This window comes from Candidatus Manganitrophus noduliformans (genome assembly GCF_012184425.1).
GTDB lineage: Bacteria > Nitrospirota > Nitrospiria > SBBL01 > Manganitrophaceae > Manganitrophus > Manganitrophus noduliformans.
Genome location: NZ_VTOW01000009.1, coordinates 38,796 through 59,018 on the forward strand (window position 1 = coordinate 38,796; position 20,223 = coordinate 59,018).

Below are 20,223 nucleotides of genomic sequence, written 5' to 3' on the forward strand. Positions count from 1 at the left end.
TTATTCTCGACACGCATGTTTTTTGTCTCAGGGGTGTTCTTTACCGGTCCTCCTTATCAGATCCTCAAAGCGTGGAGAGAGGGAAGAGTAAGATTGATCGTCTCCCCGGAAATACTCGAGGAGTACGAGCGAGTCGGCAAAATCCTTGCTGAGGAATTCCCATCCATCAACCTTCAGCCAATCCTCGATTTTGTTACAATCAAGGCGGAGATAATTTCTGCTGAACGGTTATCTGAGCGTGTCAGCGACGATCCTGACGATGATAAATTTCTTGCCTGCGCGATTTCAGCGAACAGTAAAATCGTTATCAGTGGAGACCGGCATTTGCTAAAGGTGTCTGGTTTCAGGGGCATTAAAGTAATGAAGCCACGTCCTTTTGTCGATGACTATCTCACTTGATCTTCTCAATACTTTTGCTATCCGAAACTGTTAGGGAAAATAATCTGATTTCTTAGAATACTGGACGATCTTCCTCTGGCTGGAAAGATACTTTCGTCAGGTTCCCTTGCTTGACAAATAGGACATATTTCGTTAAAATAATGACAAATGTCATAGTACATGCAAAGAGAGGATTTCATGGATACGCTTACAATAAAAGAGAGCGACAAACAAGCGGATGCGATCTTCAAAAAGATCTTCCATAAGCAATTAAAATCCTACATGGACGTCATCGAAATGAGCAAAGAGGGGATCACCAAAGCCTCCCTCATGGAGTTTATTCATTTTTTAAACTTCTCGCCCGATCAGTTTGCACATTTGCTTCCCATCACGCTTCGCACGATTCAGAGATACTCCAGCAAGCAGAAATTTAGCCCCACCATCTCCGAGCACATTATCCAGTTGGTCTTTCTCGTGGGAAAAGGCATCGAGGTGTTCGGATCACTCGAGAAGTTTATGGGCTGGTTTAATACACCGAGCAAGGCCTTAGGCGGGAGGGTCCCGAGCGATTTGGTCAGTCTTAAAACCGGGACCCAAATGGTCATGGACGAACTCGGTCGAATTGAGTATGGTGTGTATGCATGAGGGAGGTCTATCGGATCGCCCTCGCAAAACATGCGCGCGACCTCTCAGGAAAGGGGGCGAGACTCACGGGGGGCCGATGGAACACCAAAGATACGGCGGTCATCTACACCTCTGAGAGTAGATCGCTCGCGGCAATGGAATACCTGGTCCATGTGTCGCTGACTGACATCCCACCCGAAATAAAAATAACCTCGATCGGCATCTCTGAAACGATCATTCCGAAAGAAATCGATCCATCCGATCTACCCAAAGATTGGCGTAAAAGTCCCGCCCCTTTCTTGTTGGGAGACATCGGTGCGAAGTGGGTATCGGGTATGGATAGCCTTTTATTGCGCGTTCCATCCGCCGTTGTCCTGCATGAGTTTAACATCCTAATTAACCCGGCTCACCCCGACATGAAATCCGTCAAAATCGTCGATGTGGAGAGCTTTATCTATGATGAGAGACTCCACAAGCCGACGAAATAATAAAAGCGGTATCACTCCATGATTAAAGATCGACCAAAGACCGGCTCGCTGTCTGCGCCGGAGTCGGCTCGGGGAGCGCTGCCGGCAGAGGTATCGAATCCGCCTTAATTGAATCCTGACGAAATAGCCCGAAGTCGGGGTCAACCATCATAGTCCTGCGGAGCAAACATGAGGTTTTAGCGCAGGTAATCCGGTTTCTGCCGACACGTCAGAGTGGTCCGGAGGATCCTGCAGGCCAAGAGGCGGCTGAGGATGAAGGGAGCGATGAGATTCCTTTGGATCATGTTCTGCATCTGCGCTTTGGATTTGATCTTGTGATCGAAAATTGTTACACTTAAGGCAGTTCTCGGAGAGAGAAGATGTTGAAGACGAAGATCAAATTAACCTATGCCGATTATGTCGCCCTGCCCGATGAGAAGCGCTACGAATTGATCGAGGGGGATCTTTATATGGTTCCAGCGCCCGGGTTCTATCACCAGGTTGTTTCTCGAAATATTGAAATGGCCCTTTGGGATATTGTGAAGTCCCACCGCTTGGGAGTGGTGCTAGATGCCCCGGTGGATGTGGTCCTCACCCAGGAAGATGTGGTTCAACCCGATATTCTGTTTATCTCCAACGAACGGCGCAGCATCATTACCGAGAAGTATCTCTCCGGTGCGCCTGATTTGATCATCGAGATCCTCTCCCCCTCCTCAATGGAGCGGGATAAACTCGTCAAACGCAATCTGTATGCCGAGCATGGGGTTTCCGAATACTGGATCGTCAATCCGGTAGGGAAACAGATCGAGGTCCTTCTTCTGAAAAGCCATGCGTTTGTTCTGTACGGAATCTTTTTAATCGATGATCGCCTCACCTCCCCGCTCCTGCCGGGGTTTGAACTTTCCCTTGAGAGCGTTTTTGAACCCGCATAGCCAGTTGACCTCCTGCGCTTCTATCCCCAGTGACGCGGGGTGGTTGGGTTTGGATTTCGCTTCCTCCATCTCCTAGAGATGAAGCCTCCAAGAAATAGTGGGATGATAAATCTATGCCTGAAGAGATATTTCCTTCAGGCTTTTTTGTTTTCGGATTCGGCAAGGGGAAACGCTGCCGGTGGGACTATCTGATCCGCCTTAATGGAATCCGTTCGTAAATAGGCCCGAATGCCGGGTCAACCATCATAGCCCTTCGGAGAAGCAATTCTCCCGAGGGCTTTTTTTATTGTCCAAAGGAGGTGCTCGATGCATTGTCCGAAGTGTCAGGGAATGGTAAGAGAGGAATTTGTAGCCACCTACGAGGGGAAATGTCTCTCCCCGTATTGCATTCAATGCGGCTGGAGGCCGACACGATCTCCGCACCGCAGCTTTCAAGAGGAAGCACGGCTGAGGGAAAAAGTGCTTTCGATCCTGTAAGGTCACCGATCTCCGGATAAACCATCCAACCCGCAGAGGAGGAAATCGTCGAGAGAATCGTTGTCGAGACGAGATCCGAAACCTCTAAAACCATCAAACTCTAAAACCGAATAGGAGAGACGCCAATGGAACGGAATCAGAATCGTATTGCCAATCTGGTCAATGGGTTTCAGGCGCTCGCGCCGCTCGCCCCGAACCAAAATCGGACCCAGGAGAATATCAGCCCGCGAATGTCGGTGGGATATTACATCGGCCGCTTCGGGCTGAAATTCAAGGAGGCAGATCGACTCACCCATTTTCTCTACCTGTTCATGGCGGAGGAAGACCGGTACTTTCTATCGCGCGTGGAGCGGTGGGTCAGAGAGATCGCGCTCACGAAAGGGAGCATTCGGTCCGTCCTGGACGATCTCATGATCCTGGCGGTCTGCCGGATCGATCCGAATCGACCGGAGCGTTGCTGCAGACGGGTTCGCAGCGAAATCATCCGGTATGTCGATCGGCGATTTCAGCGCGATCGGCGGGAGAGTCGGAATGAAGGCTCGGGTTCGGCTTGACCGCAAATTTGTGAGCAGCGTCAAAAATCTTGACGGCGATCGGTCTTTTAATAAACGCGACCCTCGATATTCCAACCCGGTTTAAGTCGGCGATAAATCGGGGAATCTTGTCGGCCGGGCGAGTCCGCAGTTTAGGCGGGGGCGCCTGGCACATAAGTTGCGCTGTAGGAGACTCGCAATTCACACAACAAAGAGGTGTTCTATGCAGACAGTAACCTTGTCCCCAAATGCAATACGGGTTTTAGAGAAGCGGTATCTCGCTAAGAGCGCAAAAGGGGAGGTGATCGAGACCGCCGAGGAGCTCTTTCGGCGGGTGGCGAAGAATATCGCGGAAGCAGATCCGCACTACAATGCTACCGAAGATCCGGCGAAGACCGAGGATGCGTTCTACGCGTTGATGGTCTCGGGACGTTTTCTTCCGAATTCACCCACGCTGATGAACGCCGGCCGGGAGCTGCAGCAGCTCTCCGCCTGTTTTGTCCTTCCGGTGGGAGACTCCATCTGCGAGATCTTCGACGCGGTCAAACAGACCGCGATCATCCATAAGAGCGGCGGCGGAACGGGATTCTCTTTCTCCCGGCTTCGCCCGAAAGACGATCTGGTCCGAACGACCGGAGGGGTTTCCTCCGGTCCGGTCTCCTTTATGAGCGTCTTCAACCACACCACCGAGGCGATCAAACAAGGAGGCACTCGCCGGGGCGCCAACATGGGGATTCTGAGGGTGGACCACCCCGATATCCTCGATTTTATCCACTGTAAAGCCGATACCGGCAAGATCATCAATTTCAACATCTCCGTGGCGATCACCGACGAATTCATGCGGGCGGCCAGGGAGGATAAAGACTACCCCCTCATCAACCCGCGGACGCGCGAAACCGTCAAGCGGCTCTCCGCCCGAATGGTTCTCGATGAAATCGCCAAAGAGGCGCATGCCACAGGCGAGCCGGGTCTTTTCTTCGTCGATGTCACCAATCGGACCAATCCCACCCCCCACGTCGGTGAGATCGAGGCGACCAACCCCTGCGGGGAGCAGCCGCTGCTTCCCTATGAGAGCTGCAATCTGGGAAGCATCAACCTGGAGCGCCACCTGAAGCGGATCGACGATCGGTACGAGATCGACTGGGAAGCGCTCGAGGGAACGATCCGTACATCGGTGCATTTTCTCGACAACGTCATCGACGTGAACCGTTATCCGATCCGGCAGATCGAGGAGATCACCAAAGCGAACCGGAAGATCGGCCTGGGTGTGATGGGATTCGCCAGGATGCTCTTTAAGCTGGGCGTTCCGTACAACTGCCTCGATGGACTGCGGGTGGCGCAACAGGTGATGGCCTTTGTGCGTCGGGTGGGATATGAGCAGTCCGGCCAGCTCGCGGAGCTGCGGGGGGTCTACCCGAACTGGAGAGGCTCTCTTCATGAAAAACGGGGTCAGCGGGTTCGCAACGCCTACATCACGACGATCGCCCCCACCGGGACCGTCTCGATGATCGCCGACACCTCCGGAGGATGTGAGCCGGAGTTTAGTCTCATCTGGTACAAGAACGTCATGGACGGAGAGAAACTCCCCTACATCCTCGACTATCTGATCGAAGCGGCAAAGCGGGAGGGCTTCTGGAGTGAGGATCTGCTCGAGCGGATCGTGAAAAACAAGGGATCGGTCAATGGAATCGATCAAGTCCCCCCGGAATGGCAGAGGGTTTTCGTCACCGCGCATGAGATCTCGCCGGAGTGGCATGTTCGCATGCAGGCGGCCTTTCAGGAGTATTCCGACTCCGCCGTCAGCAAGACGATCAATCTTCCATCGGATGCCGGCGTGGAGGAGGTCACGAAAGCCTACCTGCTTGCCTACGAGCTCGGTTGCAAAGGGATCACCGTCTACCGGGACGGCGCGCGGCCCGACCAGGTGATGAATGTGGGCTCTTTTCGGAGAAACGGAGACGGATCGCACGGCCCCGCTCCCGAGGACTTGGCGTGGGGGAAACTTGTCGAACTCGCCGACATTGTCGATGAAAAGCGGATCCGGGTAAAAACCGCCGACGGCAACGCCTACCTCCACGTCGGACTGGTCGACGGTCAGCCGAGAGAGATTTTTGGAAATCCTGCTCTCGGCGCCTATCAAAGCACCGTCGCCCTGGTTTGCCGATTGGGCTCGACCGTCTTAAGACTCGGCGGAACGGTTGAGATGATCATGGATCAGCTCAACAAGGTCCACCGGGAGTATGGAGATGTAAGAATCCCGCTTCTGGCCTTGAATCGGGGTTTTCAGCGGGTCATGGAAGATCTCGGTCAACACGTGTCGATCACGGAGAGCTGTCCGGAGTGTCGTCGCCAGATGCGGATGGTTGAAGGCTGCATGAAATGTCACGACTGCGGATTCAGCCGCTGTTAGGCGCATCCGGTCCGGTGAAGAGAGGGGTGAAAATCCCCCCCCTCTCTTCGGGATCCGTCGGTTGGAAGATATCGGACTCTCCGTTTGAGTCCGTCTTTCTTTGCGGAGGGAGTATGGGAGAAATGGCCGCCGGCTGTCCGCATTGCCACACAGGAGGTCGCTGCGAGAAGGGGGGCGTCATCGTCTCGCTCGTTTGGTCCGCTCTTTTTCTCGAATGGCATTGCGTCGTGTGCGGATATGTCGGCGACGGCAAAACCGAGCCGGCTCGACCGTGGCTCAGGGTAAGACCTACTGAGAGGAAAACAGAGAGACTGCTGAGGGCTGTTTGAATATCGGTCAATAAAAAAAGGTGTGGAAGCCAACCGGTGATCTTAATCAGGAGGAGATGCTGATGAATCGAGAAAGCGGGTTTTTGATCATCTTTTTATCGATGACCCTCTCCGGGTGTTTGGGTGCGCTTCAGGCGATGAACACGGCGACCGGCCTCTATCAGAACGCCCGTGCCGGTTATACCGCGTATAACGCCGCCGCCACGGCTAAAGATTTAAAGGATACCCAGCCGTTGTTCGCGGATGCGGAGATCATCAAGATCCGAGCCGATCTCTCTCCGAGAATGCGAGACCGGGAGGAGGCGATTAAAGCCGCGTTCACCGCGGAGCTGGTGCGTGAGGCGAAGGAGGTTCTGGGGGCGATCGGCCGCTCCGAAACGGTTGTTTGCACCGAAGCGTGTCCGGCCGAAGGGAAGATGACGATCCTTCATTTCCGTGAGAAGGAGCGACCGGGGATGATCACAAAGGTGCTCGCCGGCGACCGCCTGACCGGAACGGCGAGCGTGATTAACGCGAGCGATGGAGCGGTTCTCAGGGACGAGCAGGTGGACGGGCAGGACTATGCCGTCATCGCCGCAATGATCAATCTTTCGGTGATGAAGAAGCTCCTCAAGGAGAAGGAGGACGATCCAAAACTAAAGGCGTATCTGGATAAGGTCAACGAGATCCCTCTGCTGTCGGAAGAGGGGGAAAAGATTCTGACGGGATCAAAGTGATCTTCTGAACGGCCGGGGCCGGTGAGGCCGCATCATCGCTCACCGGCTCCTGTCCGCTAACCGGAGTCGGAGGATTCTGACGATGTCGCAACATTACTTCAAGACGACTTATCAGGGTGAGCCGGTCACGATTCTGATGGGATGGGATCGTCCGCTTCAGGGTTTTTTTATGGTGATCGAGAAGCCGCAGCGTAAAGATGATGACGAGCGATATCTATACAGTAACCTAAACGAGGAGGATTCGCATCCGAAGTCTCTGAAACCGTTTTTGGATGTCTTACGCGTCTTTCAGATTGTCTTGCCCGGGGAGATGATTCATGAGGTTCTCGAGGACAAAATGATCAACTGCGGAAATAAAACAGTTGAACACCAGGCCGAGGGTGGGGAGTACAAGAAGGGTTCGCTTTGAGGAGGTAAAAAAACGACCGTAAGTCCCGCGCTAGTATTATTGCGGCCCCTCCCTAGAGATAAAAAGCCGGCGGCAGTGTGAGCTCTGATCGGCTCGCGCGGATGGATCGAATATTTTATCTGTAAAAGTCATAACTTTACTTTTCAGACATTGTAAGGCCAACCCGTACTTCCTGAACTAAGCAGCATCCAGATCTTCCCATGTGCAATAGTTCAAGTTGAAATACTTGTTCTGACCGAATTTCTCACCTTTGGTACACCCGGCACAAATTCAGCTACACTCAGTACATTTCATCAGAGCTCAAATTATCGATAGTACTTTAAAAAATGACCTAAATGAGATTACGTCTCATGAGCCTGATTAATTTAGCACAGTTGTTGGATGAAATCCTTCATTCTCTCCCGCTTCATGGATTCAAAAGAATTGCATTCTGGCGGAGCGCTTCAGAGAATGCGGTTTGCTCGAACTCTTCTGAAGGGTGATACCTACTTGAGTTTTTTAATAAAGCTCCCGCAGCTCGCACTGTCGTAGAATGGGTCGGCCGGCTAATACTCGGGATAATCTGTACTTTCCACAAATTGAACAGTTCGCTTGTTCCTTTAAGAGTCACGAGTATGCAGGCGACGGAGGTAATCGGCCTCCCAAACGAATCGAGGCCGCAGCTTCCGCAGGTGAACTTTTAATTTTAAAGGAGCGTTCACGAGTACAGGTTTGACCCATTTATAAATTTCGTACGATGAGGCATAGAGTATCGCCCAAAGCGGCCAGAGTACAACCGCCAGAATCAAGGTCCACTCGAAAAAGATCTTGATATCCATGGTGTCCTCCGAAATAACCTCACCTATGGAATGATCTCTTCCACAGGATGAACTTAATAAAAATATTACCGAGAAGCGGGCGTATTCTTTGGCGGGCCGGCTCTTCGCCGACCCGCCTCGAAAGTAGATTACTGGATAACCGCTTGGCCGCCGCTGCCGTCCATGGTCCAGAGCACCCAGGCGAAGTAAACAAGAGAACCGTAGAGGGCGAAATAGAGTCCATACCGGTACAACGCCTCATAGAGCAGATCGAATCCGGGGGCAGCTACCGACTCAGACCACCGTTTAGCGACGACCTCTTTCAATGCATTAATCTTGCTCCCTTGCTTTCCAATAAAATCGCGGAAGCGGAAGGGAGAGGTCGGAAATCGCTTCAAGAGATTAGGTGCCGTTCTTACTGTCATCATAGACACTCACCTCCTTTCTCAATCGAAGAGATAAACCATGGAGACCCCATTTTCAAGGGGAAGTGTATCCCTCACAGGAGTTAAAAGGAAGTCGCCTGGAGTGATTTCATGTTAACTTCAAACCGACAGGCCTGGACTGTTGGATAAAAATAGAGACGATAGGGAAATGGACCCAGATTAACATTACAGAATGTGGATTGCGGGGGGCAGGGGTCACGGAGGAGTGTTCCGGCTGCCAGACGGTCACTTCCTCCGCGCCGTTTTATTTCTCTTCGATTTTGATTTCTTTCGGCAACGCCTCTTTTGATTTTGGAAGCTCAACCGTCAAGATGCCGTTTTTAAAAGCGGCCCGGATCTGGTCGGCGTTCACCGCGGAAGGGAGCGCAATCTCACGTACGAAGCTTCCATAGTAGCGCTCATTATAATGATAGTTCCGCTCTTGCTTCTCCTCTTCCTGCTTAATCTCACCCCGAAGCTGTAGGGTCTGATCGGTCATGGAGATTTTAATGTTCTCCTTCTCAAAACCTGGGACTTCCGCTTTCATCACATACTTGTCCTTCTCCTCGTACATATCGATAGAAGGAAAAGTGGCCCCTCTGAAGAGAGATTGCGGCTCCCAGTCCGTCAGATCCCGAAAATTTTTAAAGAAATGATCAAACATCTTCTCCATCTCCCGGCGCGGATTCACGACATCTGTAACCCGCGAGCGCCGTCGCGGCAGCAATTGTCCAAAAGCCATCATACACCTCCTTTGTTCGTTTTAAGTTTTAAGTTGATGCGAATACACAAACTCTGCTTGCTTCGGCAAGCTGAGCATCCAATATCATCCGTATCTCAGCCGAGATGCTACCCGCAATCACCCCCTGTAATGGTCCAGTAAAAACGGACACTGGGTTAAGATACATCGGCTAAAGTTTCATACTCAGCCGGAGAGACGTAGCCGAGATAGGAATGATACCGCCGGCTGTTGTAGAACATTTCGATATAATCGACCACATCCTTTTTTGCTTCCTCCCATGTGGCATAGCGACGATGCTCGGTTTGATCGCTCTTCAGACTTCTAAAGAAGCGCTCGGCGACCGCATTGTCCCAGCAGTTGCCTTTGCGGCTCATGCTGCAGATCATCCCGTGTTCAGACAACAAAGCCTGATAGTCCTGGCTGGCGTATTGACTGCCTCGATCCGAATGGTGGATCAGTCCTCTGTCCGGCTTTCGGATCAAGAGGGCCATGCGTAAGGCATCGCCGACGAGCCCCGCTTTCATCTGACTCGACATCGACCATCCCACCACCTTGCGCGAGAACAAATCCAGCACCACGGCCAAATACAGCCACCCCTGCTCTGTCCAAAGATAGGTGATATCGGCCGCCCAGACCCGATTGGGCGCACTGACCTCGAATTTCCGGTCAAGAAGATTCAATGCCACAGGATCATCGTGGCGGCTGTCGGTGGTGACTTTAAAGTGCTTCTTCCTTCTGACCGCAACTGCCGCCTGCCGCATGAGCGTTCGGGCCTGATAGCGGCCCACGGCCTCTGCATCCTCTTTTAGCGCTTTTGACATCCGACGGCTCCCATACGTCTGCCGGTTGGAAAAATGAATGGCTCGCACTTTGAGAATCCGCCTCTGCCGATCGGGACCATCCGGCCGGGCTTTCCGATTCTGATAATCGTAATACCCGCTTCGGCTCACCTGCAAAACCTGACACAATACCACGACCGGAAAATTCGCCTTCTCCACCGCAACAAATCGATACCTCAACTCGATTCTTTGGCAAAGAAGGCTGCCGCCTTTTTTAAGATCTCCCGCTCCATCAGAAGACGCTTATTCTCGGCTCGCAGCCGATGAAGCTCCTCTTGCTCTGAGCTCAACGGCCCTTTACTGAAAATCACCCCTTTTCCGTTTTGCTGCGCTCGCCGAACCCAACGGCCTAGCATCCCTCCGTGAATCCCTAAATTGCGAGCCGCCTCCGAGATCTTATATCCCTGTTCGGTCACCAACCGAACGGCTTCTCGTTTATATTCCGCTGGATACTGCTTTCTCTTCTTCCTCGTCATGGAACACCTCCTTGAGCGCATTATCGCGCTTATTTCGGTGTCCGTCCACATTAGACCACTTCACCCCTTACTCCAGGAACCTCTCTTCATAAGATCGGAAGCAGCATCCGGAGCGCAGGCGTCCGCACTTATTCTCCTGCTTGTTTCGGCTGGTTTGAGAGCGGTGGAAGCGGGAATCTCCAATTCATCCGGCGGGTGCGACGCTGCACTGTATCATAGAGCAGGACCCCGACTGCCCAGAGTGTTAACGAGAGCGCCCAGAACAGCCCAGCAACAATAATGATATTTTGAAGCAGTTCCAACAAGCGTGACATAAAGCATTTCTCCCAAGAGGTATCTCATTGGATAATTAATTCGGAAACAGGCCGTGTCAAGGAACTTATTTTGACGCCATCTCACAGCGGAAGCCTCTCGATCCCAAATTTTATCCTGCTCCCTCCTTCATCTTGAATCGGTTTTAAGAAAAATCGATAGAACAAAACACCCGCCGCGAATCCGCCGAGATGTCCCCACCAGGCCACCCCGCCGGCCTGCGATGCATCGGCCAAAACACCCCCTAGAATCTGCATGAGAAACCAGGTACCGAAAAAAGTCACCGTATGAACTTCGAAAAAGAGCGGAAGAAGAAAGAGCGGGAAGAAGACCCTCACGCGAGCGTTGGGAAAAAGGAAGAGGTAGGCCCCCATCACACCGGCTATGGCGCCTGAAGCCCCGACCGCGGGAAGCCCTGAGGCCGGATTCGAAACCAAGTGGACAATCCCGGCGAGCAGACCAGACAGAAGATAAAAGAGTAAGAAGCGGATCGATCCCATCCGATCTTCCACGTTATCCCCGAAGATCCAGAGCGTCCACATATTGCCGAGGAAATGGATCCACCCGCTGTGCAGAAACTGATGGGTGATAAAAGGCCAGTAATCACCGACCGGAAATCCGACCCAGGCCGCCCACTCGGGATAGGCAAATCGGGCCGGGACGATCCCGAGGAGATAAAAGAATTCCTCCTTCAGGGATCTCGGGAGCAGCAGTTCATAAAGAAAGATCATCCCATTGACGAAGATCAATCCCACGGTGATAAGCGGACGATTTCGCCTCGGAGCGGTATCTTCTAATGGAATCACAAGCCAACCTCTTTAAACAAGGAAGGCAGGAGTGCTCCCCCTGCCTTCCGGAGGACACGGATGCAATTTATCCTTCAATGGCGATCTGCCGTGGCTTCGCTTCCGCTTTCTTCGGCAGTGTGATCGTCAGCACCCCATTCTCACAGTGTGCTTTGACCGCTTCTGTGTTCACGTAGGCCGGCAGCACGATCGTTCGGAGGAACGGACCGCTGGCCCGCTCCGCACAGAAGAGTTGGGCTTTCTCGTCGTAGCTCGGTTTGCGCTCGCACCGGAACCAGAGCATGTCCCCCTGGATCCTCATCTCGATCGATTTAGAGTCGACGCCCGGAAGATCGGCGACGATCGTCAGCTGGTTCTCATCTTCATATACATCGACCGGGGGGCTCCAAGTGACAGCCGCCTGCTCATCCTGTACGGACTGAAAGAGGCTGTTGGTGATTTCTGCTAAATCCGAAAACGGTTTCATGATCAGAGAAGTCATAGCCATTCACCTCCTTCTGATGAGAATGCCGGCACCCTGCCGTCATGAGGCGAGGGAGCCGAAGTCAATGTATTTTTAAGATATTTTCAAGCAGAGGGAGGAGAGGGGGCTATACAGGGGAAGGTTTCGAGCAGCAGGGGTAGATCCCGCTCAATCCGCACCCCACGCCTGCCTTTCCAATGTCGGCCGCTTAAAAGCAAACCGAATATCAGGCAGAGGAGGGATCGAGGTTAGGAATTGAACGGATCGAAACGATCCTCTCTGGAAGGGGCAGCCCCCCTTCCATCCCTCACATCTGATATAAATCGCGCCGGTTTGGTGTCAAGAGGGGACGTTCCTGGGGGGATGTCGACGGTATTTAATCGCTTTACGATCGGGTTTTCGGGGGCTCCATTTTCTTTCTCTGAGCCCAAGCATAAATATTGAAGGCAATCAGTGCAAATACGAAAATGATAAAGAGAGTGTCGGCTGCCGTCTGAATTTTCGCCGAGGCCTCTACCCACGTCAGGACCGCTTTTAGGAGTGCGATCAGCGGCAGCGCGAATGGAATCCAAAAGATGATTTTGCTGATGGATTTGAGATCGATTGGTCGTTTCATCACTTCCCTCTGAAAGATGACCAATTTAAAGATAATTCCAATTCGATCATAGTAAACCCCTCCGAACTCTCCATATCGAATCCTTCTGCTGTCCGGAGCCGCCCCAATCCCACTTGAATCTTAAAAGCCGCGCAGTTATTTAAAGTACAGGTAGGAATCGATCCTAAATTCAGGAGTCCGCAATGCAGCTTCCGGCCCGCCATAAAACAGAGATGTTTTTAGTTTATCTAATGGTTGGTTTATTTTTCTTAAGCTTTCTTCAAGCGCTCGTCATGGTGCCCGGAGCGGTCGAGATCCCCTACAGCCGCTTAATTCAACTGGTGAAGGAGGGGAAGGTCGAGAGTACGGTGATCGGCGCCGACGAAATCCACGTCACCTTAAAGTCGAGGATTGAAATTGATGAGGATCTGAAAAAACTCGCCGAACAGCAACAGCCGCTCTTCCCCCTCTATCGGATGGAGGGGTTAGAGCCGGTCACCTTCAAAGTGTCTCACCTCCCGGGAGTAGAAAAGACGGCATTGGTTCAACAGATGCTCGATGCCGGGGTCACGATCAGCGGGGATGTCGAAAATACGTTCTGGAATAATCTTCTCTTCGGCTGGATCCTCCCGATTGCGGCGATGATGCTCTTCTGGCAGCTTCTGATGCGCCGCGTTTCGCAGAACAGCAGTTTCACCTCGCCGCTCACCTTGGGAAAGAACCGCGCGAAGATCTACAGCGAAAAGGACATTCAGGTCACCTTCGATGATGTCGCCGGGGTTGAAGAGGCGAAGGCGGAACTGCGAGAAATCGTCGATTTCTTAAAGCAGCCGGCACGCTATCAAGCCTTGGGCGGGAGAATTCCGAAGGGGGTTTTGCTGGTCGGCCCTCCGGGAACGGGGAAAACACTGCTGGCGCGAGCGATCGCCGGCGAAGCGAAGGTCCCTTTCTTCTCGATCAGCGGATCGGAATTCATTGAGATGTTCGTCGGGGTGGGCGCCGCTCGGGTCCGCGATCTATTTGAGCAGGCAAAGCAGAAAGCCCCCTGCATCATCTTCATCGATGAGCTCGATGCGGTCGGAAAGTCGCGCCTCTCGTCGGCCGCTCCCTTTGGACGGCACGACGAGCAGGAGCAGACCCTCAACCAGCTGCTGGTCGAAATGGACGGCTTCGATCCCTCGAAAGGGGTGATCCTCCTCGCCGCCACCAACCGCCCGGAGGTGCTCGATCCGGCGCTGCTTCGGGCCGGCCGGTTCGACCGGCGGGTGGTCGTTGATCTTCCGGACGTGGCGGGGCGCCTTCAGATTCTGCAGGTGCATGCGCGGCGGGTTCGTCTCGCGCCGGATGTTGATCTTCGGACGCTCTCCGCGCGGACACCCGGTTTCTCCGGGGCCGACCTCGTCAACCTAATGAATGAGGCGGCCCTTCTTGCGGTCCGGGAAGGGAAGGAGGGGGTTGATCAGACGTCCCTCGATCGGGCTGCGGACCGCCTGATGGCCGGGCTGGAACGCAAAAGCCGGGTTTTAAGTCCACGAGATCGGGATATCGTTGCAATCCACGAGATCGGACATGCGCTGGTGGCGATGCTGTCAAAGCATGCCGATCCGGTTCACAAAGTCTCCATCATTCCGCGCAGCATCGGAGCATTGGGGTTCACGATGCAGCTTCCGACCGAGGATCGCTATCTGATGACCCGTTCCGAGTTGGAGGATAAAATCGCCGTCCTTCTCGGAGGCCGGGTCGCCGAAGAGATTATTTTTAGAGAGGCGTCCACCGGCGCCCAGGACGATCTGCAAAAAGCCACTCGGCTCGCCCGCCACATGGTCTGTGTCTACGGAATGAGTCACCAGCTCGGCCCGCAAGCGTTTGCCGACCCGCAAGGAAGTGTCTACCTAAAAGAGGGAGCCCCTTCGATCAACCATCGTATGGAGTACAGTGAGCGGACCGCGCAATTAATTGATGACGAAGTTTTGAAGATTTTAGGGAAGGTGCATCAGCAGGTCACGGAGACGTTGACGAAGAATAAAGAGGCCCTTGAGCAGCTCGCTCATCGTCTAAAAGAACGTGAGACGCTCGACGGCGCTGAGCTGATGCAGCTGCTGACCGAGAAGACACAGAAGGGATAGAAGCACGTTTTGAATCCGAAGCCGAAAATGAAGATGGTTTTTACGGCGCAACAATATCTTCTTCTCCTTCTTGATATTTCTTCCTTGAAATCGAACGCCTCCGATTGAAGCAACGACAAAGCTCCGGCCCGAACCAAACAATAGATCAGAGAATGGTGTCTAAATTTTATCTCTAATTCAGAGGAACGCTCAGGGTTTGTTCGCCTGGATCAGATTGATCCCCCTTGACGAAACGAAATGCAATGGTTATCTCCGCTCTAGAACGGCTGGCGCACCGTTTCTCTCCTGCCCGGCGCTTTTACCTGGTAGGCCATGCAATGCGCCAGGGTATACCATCAATCAATATGAGTAATATGATTAAGGAGGTGGTGTCTATGAAATGGCTGAAAGCGATTTCAATTTCTCTCTTTTTATTGCTGTTGATCCTGATGCCGGTCTCTTCGGCGAAAGGGGCGGATAGCTTAAAGAGCGGCTTCCGGCTGCCGTCTAGCGCGCCGACGCCACATCATCGAGTCATCGCGGCGGAGGTTCAGAGAATGAACCGGGGAGTCGTCTTCGTGAAGACGCAGGAGGGAACCCTCCGAAACTTCTCGATCGAGGAGGCAAAGAAAGAGGGCATCTCTTCGCTGCAAAAGGGAGATCGCTTGCTCTTAGAAATCGATGAAGGAAACCTCATCATCGATATGCAAAAGCAAGAGGCCGCTGCGAAAGCGGCCCGATCCCCCGAGAGTGGAACGATTGGGCATCCTCAGACGATTAAAGGAGCACTCGACTCCTTTGATCCGCTCGACAGAAAGGTATCTATCCGTCTTGGCAGCGGTGAAACCCAATCATTTGAGGTAAAGGTCCCTGTGTTGACGAAATTAAACGGAGTTACGCAGGGAGCTCACATCACGCTGATCGTCGATGAGCAAGGCCGCGTCAAAGACGCACATAAAAGTTAAACCCGTCCCCCGGGCTCTCCGCCCGGGGGTTTCCTCCTTGTTGTATTGAATCATTCTCCGCCTCTGCTCTTAATTCTCTTGTCTGGAAACCGATCGGCTGCTTCCCCCGCCTTCATGCGTTGGATCTTCGATCCCTTCTTCAGGGGGTTTTTAATTTTGAGGGATCGGTTTAGTGAAGGGGGAAGCGGAAACAGCTTAGCAAGCATCGTACGGCAAGGTCACCGTAAAGATGGAGCCAGTGCCCTGCTGCCTTTTCACTTCGATGCGTCCTTTTAAAAGATCCACCAACTTTTTCACGATCGACAATCCTAACCCCGTTCCGACCGGCGCAACGACCCCTCCCGACTGGTAGAACGGCTTAAAGAGATGGGGAAGATCCTCCTCAGGGATTCCGATTCCAGTGTCCTGGATCTGGACTGAAATCTCTTTTGCCTGACTGTGATGGAGGATTTGAACTGAGATCGCCCCTTTCTCGGTAAACTTAATGGCATTGACAATCAGATTGGTAAAGATCTGACGCAGTTTTCCCGGATCGGACCGAATGCTGGGCGCGGTGAGATCATCGTGAAATTCTACAGTGAGCCCCTTTTCGATCCAGATAAAGCGTAAGTCCTCCAAGATCTGTCTTAATATTTCTGGAAGGAAGACCTCACTGATATTCGCTTGAAGCTGCATTCGGCCTGTTTCGATCTTCTCAACGTCCAGAATGCGATTGACCAAATCGTTTAGATCGTGGGCGCAGCGTAAAATGTGCTTATACATCTCGGCCCGTTTTTCTTGCGGCATCGTCCCGTCTGCTAAAAGATGGGCATATCCGATGATCGCATTGAGTCCGTTTCGGATTTCATGAGATGCAATTGATAGAAAGTGGGATTTGGTTCGGTTCGCCTCCTCTGCCTCTTCCGTCTTCTGTTTGAGCTTTTCTTCTACTTCTTTCAAATAAGTAATCTCGACCGAGAGGCCCCGGTAGACAATTTGATCTTCCATCCGTGAGGCATGTACGCCGGTATGAAACCAGACTACACGACCATCAGCGGTAATAAACCGATGATCACAGGCCTGGTCCTCTCCTGTCAGCGCCTTCTTGAAAACAGCGAGAACACGGCCACGGTCATCCGGATAGACATGGTTTATCCAGAAACCCGGCTCCTGACACCACTGCTCAATAGAGTAGCCGAGCATCTGCTCCGCCCGCCTGCTGACCATGCAGAACCGAAAGCTCTCATCCGCTTCCCAGACAATGCCATGATCGATCCCTTCGGCCAGATCCCGGTAGCGCTGCTGTGCAATGTCGACTTCAGCACGCGCAGCTTGTTCCCGTGTTGAGTATGAAGTTTTTCGTTTGTCCATTCCCATTTATCCTTTGCTAGAGGACACGGTATTAATTCCTGGAGAAGCAGGTCCACAAAGTCATGGCTCCTCTGTATAATGTTACTCTATGCATAGGGTTATCTGAAAGAGGGTTGAGCGGATAACCCGAACATCATTATGATGGTAACGACTATAGAAAATATAATTTAGAATGCCTTGCTTTCAAGACCGATCGGCTTATGAGAGATGGGCAGCGGTTCGACTCGTGTAGCGTAACTGATGGGAATGAGGGAACAGATTTTTTTCGCTTAATACTTTTGGTAATCCTCAAATTTCAACAGTTTGTGTTTGAGTATAGGTAGGTGAAATTAATTCCGACGGCGTCTGAAAGATCGAGTCCTCTGTTTTACATTTTATCGACAGGCTGCCCGCGAGTAAATCTTCTTGTAATCTTTAGCGGTAGAGAAAAAGACGCCGGAATCACAGAGGCCCTGGATTCACGCCGCCTGGGCCTTTTAATTCTTTCCCGATGCAGAGATTCAGAGGAAAATGACGTTGCGCTGGGAGGCATCCCGGTGGGCGTTATCAGTATGGGAAAAAACCTTATTGATCCCACTATTTTTATTTTCTTCCCATTATCCTTGCGAAATAATAACCTAATGGTTATAATATCATTATCAAAGTCTACAGGACGGTAAGCGGCAGGAGCCCTGTTGAGGATTATCTCTTACGCTTATCTAAGCCGGATCGGGCAGATGTTCTTGGGACTTTTAAGGCGATCGAGAAAAACGGCTTCTCCGCGCCTGTTTCCATGCGCCAGATTAGAGGAAAACTTTGGGAGCTTCGGATTTCACAGAGCCGCATTTTTTACGTCATCGTCGAGTCCGACACCATGGTTCTCCTTCACGCCTATAAAAAGCAGGGACAAAAGGCGCCGGACCGGGAAATAGAAACGGCTCTTCAGCGTATGGCTGAATTTATTTAGATTAGGAGAGGAGATGAAGAAAATAAAAAAACGAAATGTAAAGGACCTTCCATCCATCGGTCCATTCATCCGTGAACAGGAAAAAGATCCTGAGATGAAAGTTCTGATGGATCGGGCTGGCCTTCGGATTGAAATTGCCCGTGTTATTAAAACCGCTCGGGAGAAAGCAGGATTGACCCAGGCAGAACTCGCGAAGAAGCTCGGTAAAACGCAGGCACAGATCGGCCGTCTTGAGAGTTTGAGGGATAAACGTCTACCCAGCTTGGAACTTTTAGCCGAGATTGCCGCTGTTACCAAAAGACGACTCATAGTCGACCACCCCGGAATTCACTTTGAGTTGGTCGCCACATAGGTATGGAGTCAATGGGTAATGGATTTGCCTTTGTAATCGGGCCGATCTGGTTTGGGAGGAGGCGCGTATTGGACATGCTGCAGAGCGCCCTTGGCTCTGCTGGATGTCGTGCGGGGGGAGCCCCTGGGGGCGGATGGGGCTCTTCGCGGTCGCTGAAGGCAAACGCCGGAGGCGACGGCGGTTTTGGGGGGCGGGGGATTTTTTAAATGTAATCTTAAAATGACCTGAGGTCGTTTGGGACTTGCCTTTTTTTCCGTGTTCATCTATCTTACCCGCAATATCCTAAGCAGGAGTAGCAATGGGCCAGATCGGACGAAACGATCCCTGCCCTTGCGGGAGCGGAAAGAAATACAAGAGATGCTGCCTTGAAAGAACAGGAGCGCTCCCAGCGGCGGAGATCCATGGGGCCGGCGCTTTCACGCCCGAAGCGCGGGCCTCGGCCATCCAAAAGCTCCTGAAGTTCGCCTCCGGTCCGGAATTTGACACGGACCGCGACATCGCCGCGAGCCTCTTCTGGGGCGGTCACCTCGAAGATCGAACCGATGAAGAGATCCGGATGGTTGAGGAACTGCCGCAAACCGAAATTAATTTCAATACCTGGTTTCTTTATGACATGGATCTGGAAGATGAGCGGACCGTCGCCGACTTCTTCTTGGCCCAAAAAGGAAACCGCCTCACCCCCGGCGAGGCGGCCTATCTCAAAGCGGCGGCGAAAACCCACTTTCGTCTTTATGAAGTCGAGCAGGTCGAGATCGACCGGGGATTTCGGCTGAAGGACCTCTGGTCGGGGGAATCCTTTCAAGTTTCGGAGCGCGCCGCCACGCACTCTTTCGTTCAGTGGGACCTGATGGCGACCCGCCTGATGAACCTCGGCGCGGACGGCTGGGTGAGCGACGGCGGCATTTATAATTATCCTTCCCGCGCCAAAGAGCCGCTTTTGAAAGCGCTTCGAGCCGAGCACAAGCGGTTTCGAAAAAACCTCCCCGGCCGGGCCGACACCGTCTTCTTCAAGCGGATCGGCATTCTATTCAATCATTGGTGGCTCGATTGGGTCGTCTTTCCCCCCTTTCCGAAAATGGTCACGCCGGAGGGGGACGAGACGGTCTTCACCAAAGCGCTCTTCGACATCGAAGACGCCCCCCGATTGATCGCGTCTTTGGAACGGCATCCCGATTTGGAGAAGATCGAACCGGGAACCTACGCGTGGGGAGAGGAGACTCCTGAATTCCATCGCAGCCTGGGGACCTTTGCCGTCAAAGAAACCCGGTTGATTCTGGAGACGGTTTCGAAAGAGAGGGGCGAGCGAGGACGAAGGTTGCTGGAAGAGACCGCCGGAACGGCGGCCCGCTATCGTCTCACGGAATATCAAGACCCGGCGCAGGCGATCAAAGCGCGGGAAGGCTGGGAAGTCGGGATTCAAGGTCCTATCCCCGAAGAGATTCAAGCGCCTCTGATCAAAAAGTTCCTGGACGACCATTACCGGAAGTGGCTCGACGAAGCGCTCCCCGCCCTCTCGCATAAGACCCCGCGCCATGCCGTGACGCTGAAGACCTTTCGACCCAAAGTGATTGAACTTCTCAAACAAATGGAAAACATGGAGGCCCATGCTGCCGAGCGTGGAAAGACGCCGTATGATTTTGGGTGGCTTTGGAGGGAGTTGGGGTTGGAGAGGGAAAGAGTTTAAACCGTTGAAGCCGTTTAAATCTTTTAAGCCGTTCGACGGGCGCGTGAAGTTTTTGGAAGGTAGGACTGAATGGAGCGATTCATCAAAATCG

20 protein-coding genes are annotated in these 20,223 nt (G+C 52.6%); 13 read left to right on the forward strand and 7 right to left on the reverse strand.

Annotation, left to right across the window (positions count from 1 at the left end):
* Window positions 1-15: 15 nt before the first annotated feature.
* The 8 genes from MNODULE_RS23310 (at window position 16) to MNODULE_RS23345 (ending at window position 7,275) form a co-directional block, all read left to right on the forward strand.
* A complete protein-coding gene (locus MNODULE_RS23310) occupies window positions 16-399 on the forward strand; it encodes a putative toxin-antitoxin system toxin component, PIN family (RefSeq protein WP_168063603.1) in 384 nt (127 codons plus the stop codon).
* Between the two features lie 177 nt (window positions 400-576).
* The gene (gene parS / locus MNODULE_RS23315) at window positions 577-1,023 is read left to right on the forward strand and encodes a type II RES/Xre toxin-antitoxin system antitoxin (protein WP_168063604.1); all 447 of its coding nucleotides are present in this window, start codon (window positions 577-579) and stop codon (window positions 1,021-1,023) included.
* Window positions 1,020-1,490 carry an RES family NAD+ phosphorylase gene (locus MNODULE_RS23320; RefSeq protein ID WP_168063605.1) on the forward strand — a complete coding sequence of 157 codons (471 nt, stop codon included), beginning with the start codon at window positions 1,020-1,022 and terminating at the stop codon, window positions 1,488-1,490. The genes parS and MNODULE_RS23320 overlap by 4 nt, the downstream gene beginning before the upstream one ends.
* Before the next feature lie 359 nt (window positions 1,491-1,849).
* Complete coding sequence (locus MNODULE_RS23325; protein WP_168063606.1) at window positions 1,850-2,401, forward strand: Uma2 family endonuclease; 552 nt, start codon at window positions 1,850-1,852, stop codon at window positions 2,399-2,401.
* Between the two features lie 602 nt (window positions 2,402-3,003).
* Window positions 3,004-3,432 (forward strand): hypothetical protein, encoded by a 429-nt coding sequence (locus tag MNODULE_RS23330; protein WP_168063607.1) that lies wholly within the window; start codon window positions 3,004-3,006, stop codon window positions 3,430-3,432.
* Between the two features lie 202 nt (window positions 3,433-3,634).
* Complete coding sequence (locus MNODULE_RS23335; RefSeq protein ID WP_168063608.1) at window positions 3,635-5,821, forward strand: vitamin B12-dependent ribonucleotide reductase; 2,187 nt, start codon at window positions 3,635-3,637, stop codon at window positions 5,819-5,821.
* Window positions 5,822-6,212: 391 nt separating this feature from the next.
* Window positions 6,213-6,866, forward strand: a complete 654-nt coding sequence (locus MNODULE_RS23340) for a hypothetical protein (RefSeq protein WP_168063609.1) — start codon at window positions 6,213-6,215, stop codon at window positions 6,864-6,866.
* Between the two features lie 82 nt (window positions 6,867-6,948).
* On the forward strand, window positions 6,949-7,275 hold the full coding sequence (locus tag MNODULE_RS23345; RefSeq protein ID WP_168063610.1) for a hypothetical protein: 327 nt from the start codon (window positions 6,949-6,951) through the stop codon (window positions 7,273-7,275).
* Between the two features lie 946 nt (window positions 7,276-8,221).
* Here MNODULE_RS23345 and MNODULE_RS23350 read toward each other — a convergent pair.
* The 6 genes from MNODULE_RS23350 to MNODULE_RS23375 all read right to left on the reverse strand — a co-directional run bounded on the left by MNODULE_RS23350 (window position 8,222) and on the right by MNODULE_RS23375 (window position 12,751).
* The gene (locus MNODULE_RS23350) at window positions 8,222-8,500 is read right to left on the reverse strand and encodes a hypothetical protein (protein WP_168063611.1); all 279 of its coding nucleotides are present in this window, start codon (window positions 8,498-8,500) and stop codon (window positions 8,222-8,224) included.
* Between the two features lie 262 nt (window positions 8,501-8,762).
* Window positions 8,763-9,242 (reverse strand): Hsp20/alpha crystallin family protein, encoded by a 480-nt coding sequence (locus tag MNODULE_RS23355; protein WP_168063612.1) that lies wholly within the window; start codon window positions 9,240-9,242, stop codon window positions 8,763-8,765.
* Between the two features lie 152 nt (window positions 9,243-9,394).
* A protein-coding gene (locus tag MNODULE_RS23360) for an IS3 family transposase (protein WP_422666774.1) occupies window positions 9,395-10,554 on the reverse strand; the annotation gives its coding sequence in 2 pieces (ribosomal slippage) (window positions 9,395-10,272 and window positions 10,272-10,554; 1,161 coding nt in all).
* A 395-nt stretch (window positions 10,555-10,949) separates the two neighbouring features.
* Complete coding sequence (locus MNODULE_RS23365) at window positions 10,950-11,672, reverse strand: rhomboid family intramembrane serine protease (protein ID WP_168063614.1); 723 nt, start codon at window positions 11,670-11,672, stop codon at window positions 10,950-10,952.
* 67 nt (window positions 11,673-11,739) lie between these two features.
* Complete coding sequence (locus tag MNODULE_RS23370) at window positions 11,740-12,159, reverse strand: Hsp20/alpha crystallin family protein (RefSeq protein WP_168063615.1); 420 nt, start codon at window positions 12,157-12,159, stop codon at window positions 11,740-11,742.
* Between the two features lie 361 nt (window positions 12,160-12,520).
* Entirely contained in the window at window positions 12,521-12,751 is a 231-nt protein-coding gene (locus tag MNODULE_RS23375) for a hypothetical protein (protein WP_168063616.1), read from the reverse strand.
* Between the two features lie 182 nt (window positions 12,752-12,933).
* Between MNODULE_RS23375 and ftsH the strand changes: the two genes are divergently transcribed.
* Together ftsH and MNODULE_RS23385 are read left to right on the forward strand one after the other, a co-directional pair.
* On the forward strand, window positions 12,934-14,856 hold the full coding sequence (gene ftsH / locus MNODULE_RS23380; protein ID WP_202882334.1) for an ATP-dependent zinc metalloprotease FtsH: 1,923 nt from the start codon (window positions 12,934-12,936) through the stop codon (window positions 14,854-14,856).
* Window positions 14,857-15,098: 242 nt separating this feature from the next.
* Window positions 15,099-15,800 (forward strand): hypothetical protein, encoded by a 702-nt coding sequence (locus MNODULE_RS23385; RefSeq protein ID WP_168063617.1) that lies wholly within the window; start codon window positions 15,099-15,101, stop codon window positions 15,798-15,800.
* 195 nt (window positions 15,801-15,995) lie between these two features.
* Here MNODULE_RS23385 and MNODULE_RS23390 read toward each other — a convergent pair whose 3' ends face one another.
* Window positions 15,996-17,150 (reverse strand): PAS domain-containing sensor histidine kinase, encoded by a 1,155-nt coding sequence (locus tag MNODULE_RS23390; RefSeq protein WP_168063618.1) that lies wholly within the window; start codon window positions 17,148-17,150, stop codon window positions 15,996-15,998.
* A 637-nt stretch (window positions 17,151-17,787) separates the two neighbouring features.
* Between MNODULE_RS23390 and MNODULE_RS25595 the strand changes: the two genes are divergently transcribed.
* From MNODULE_RS25595 to MNODULE_RS23405, 3 genes are all read left to right on the forward strand, one after another.
* On the forward strand, window positions 17,788-18,096 hold the full coding sequence (locus MNODULE_RS25595; RefSeq protein WP_168063641.1) for a type II toxin-antitoxin system RelE/ParE family toxin: 309 nt from the start codon (window positions 17,788-17,790) through the stop codon (window positions 18,094-18,096).
* A gap of 13 nt (window positions 18,097-18,109) precedes the next feature.
* Entirely contained in the window at window positions 18,110-18,448 is a 339-nt protein-coding gene (locus MNODULE_RS23400) for a helix-turn-helix domain-containing protein (RefSeq protein WP_168063619.1), read from the forward strand.
* A 298-nt stretch (window positions 18,449-18,746) separates the two neighbouring features.
* Window positions 18,747-20,132, forward strand: coding sequence for a YecA family protein (locus tag MNODULE_RS23405; protein WP_168063620.1), 1,386 nt, complete (start codon window positions 18,747-18,749; stop codon window positions 20,130-20,132).
* Window positions 20,133-20,223: the final 91 nt, after the last annotated feature.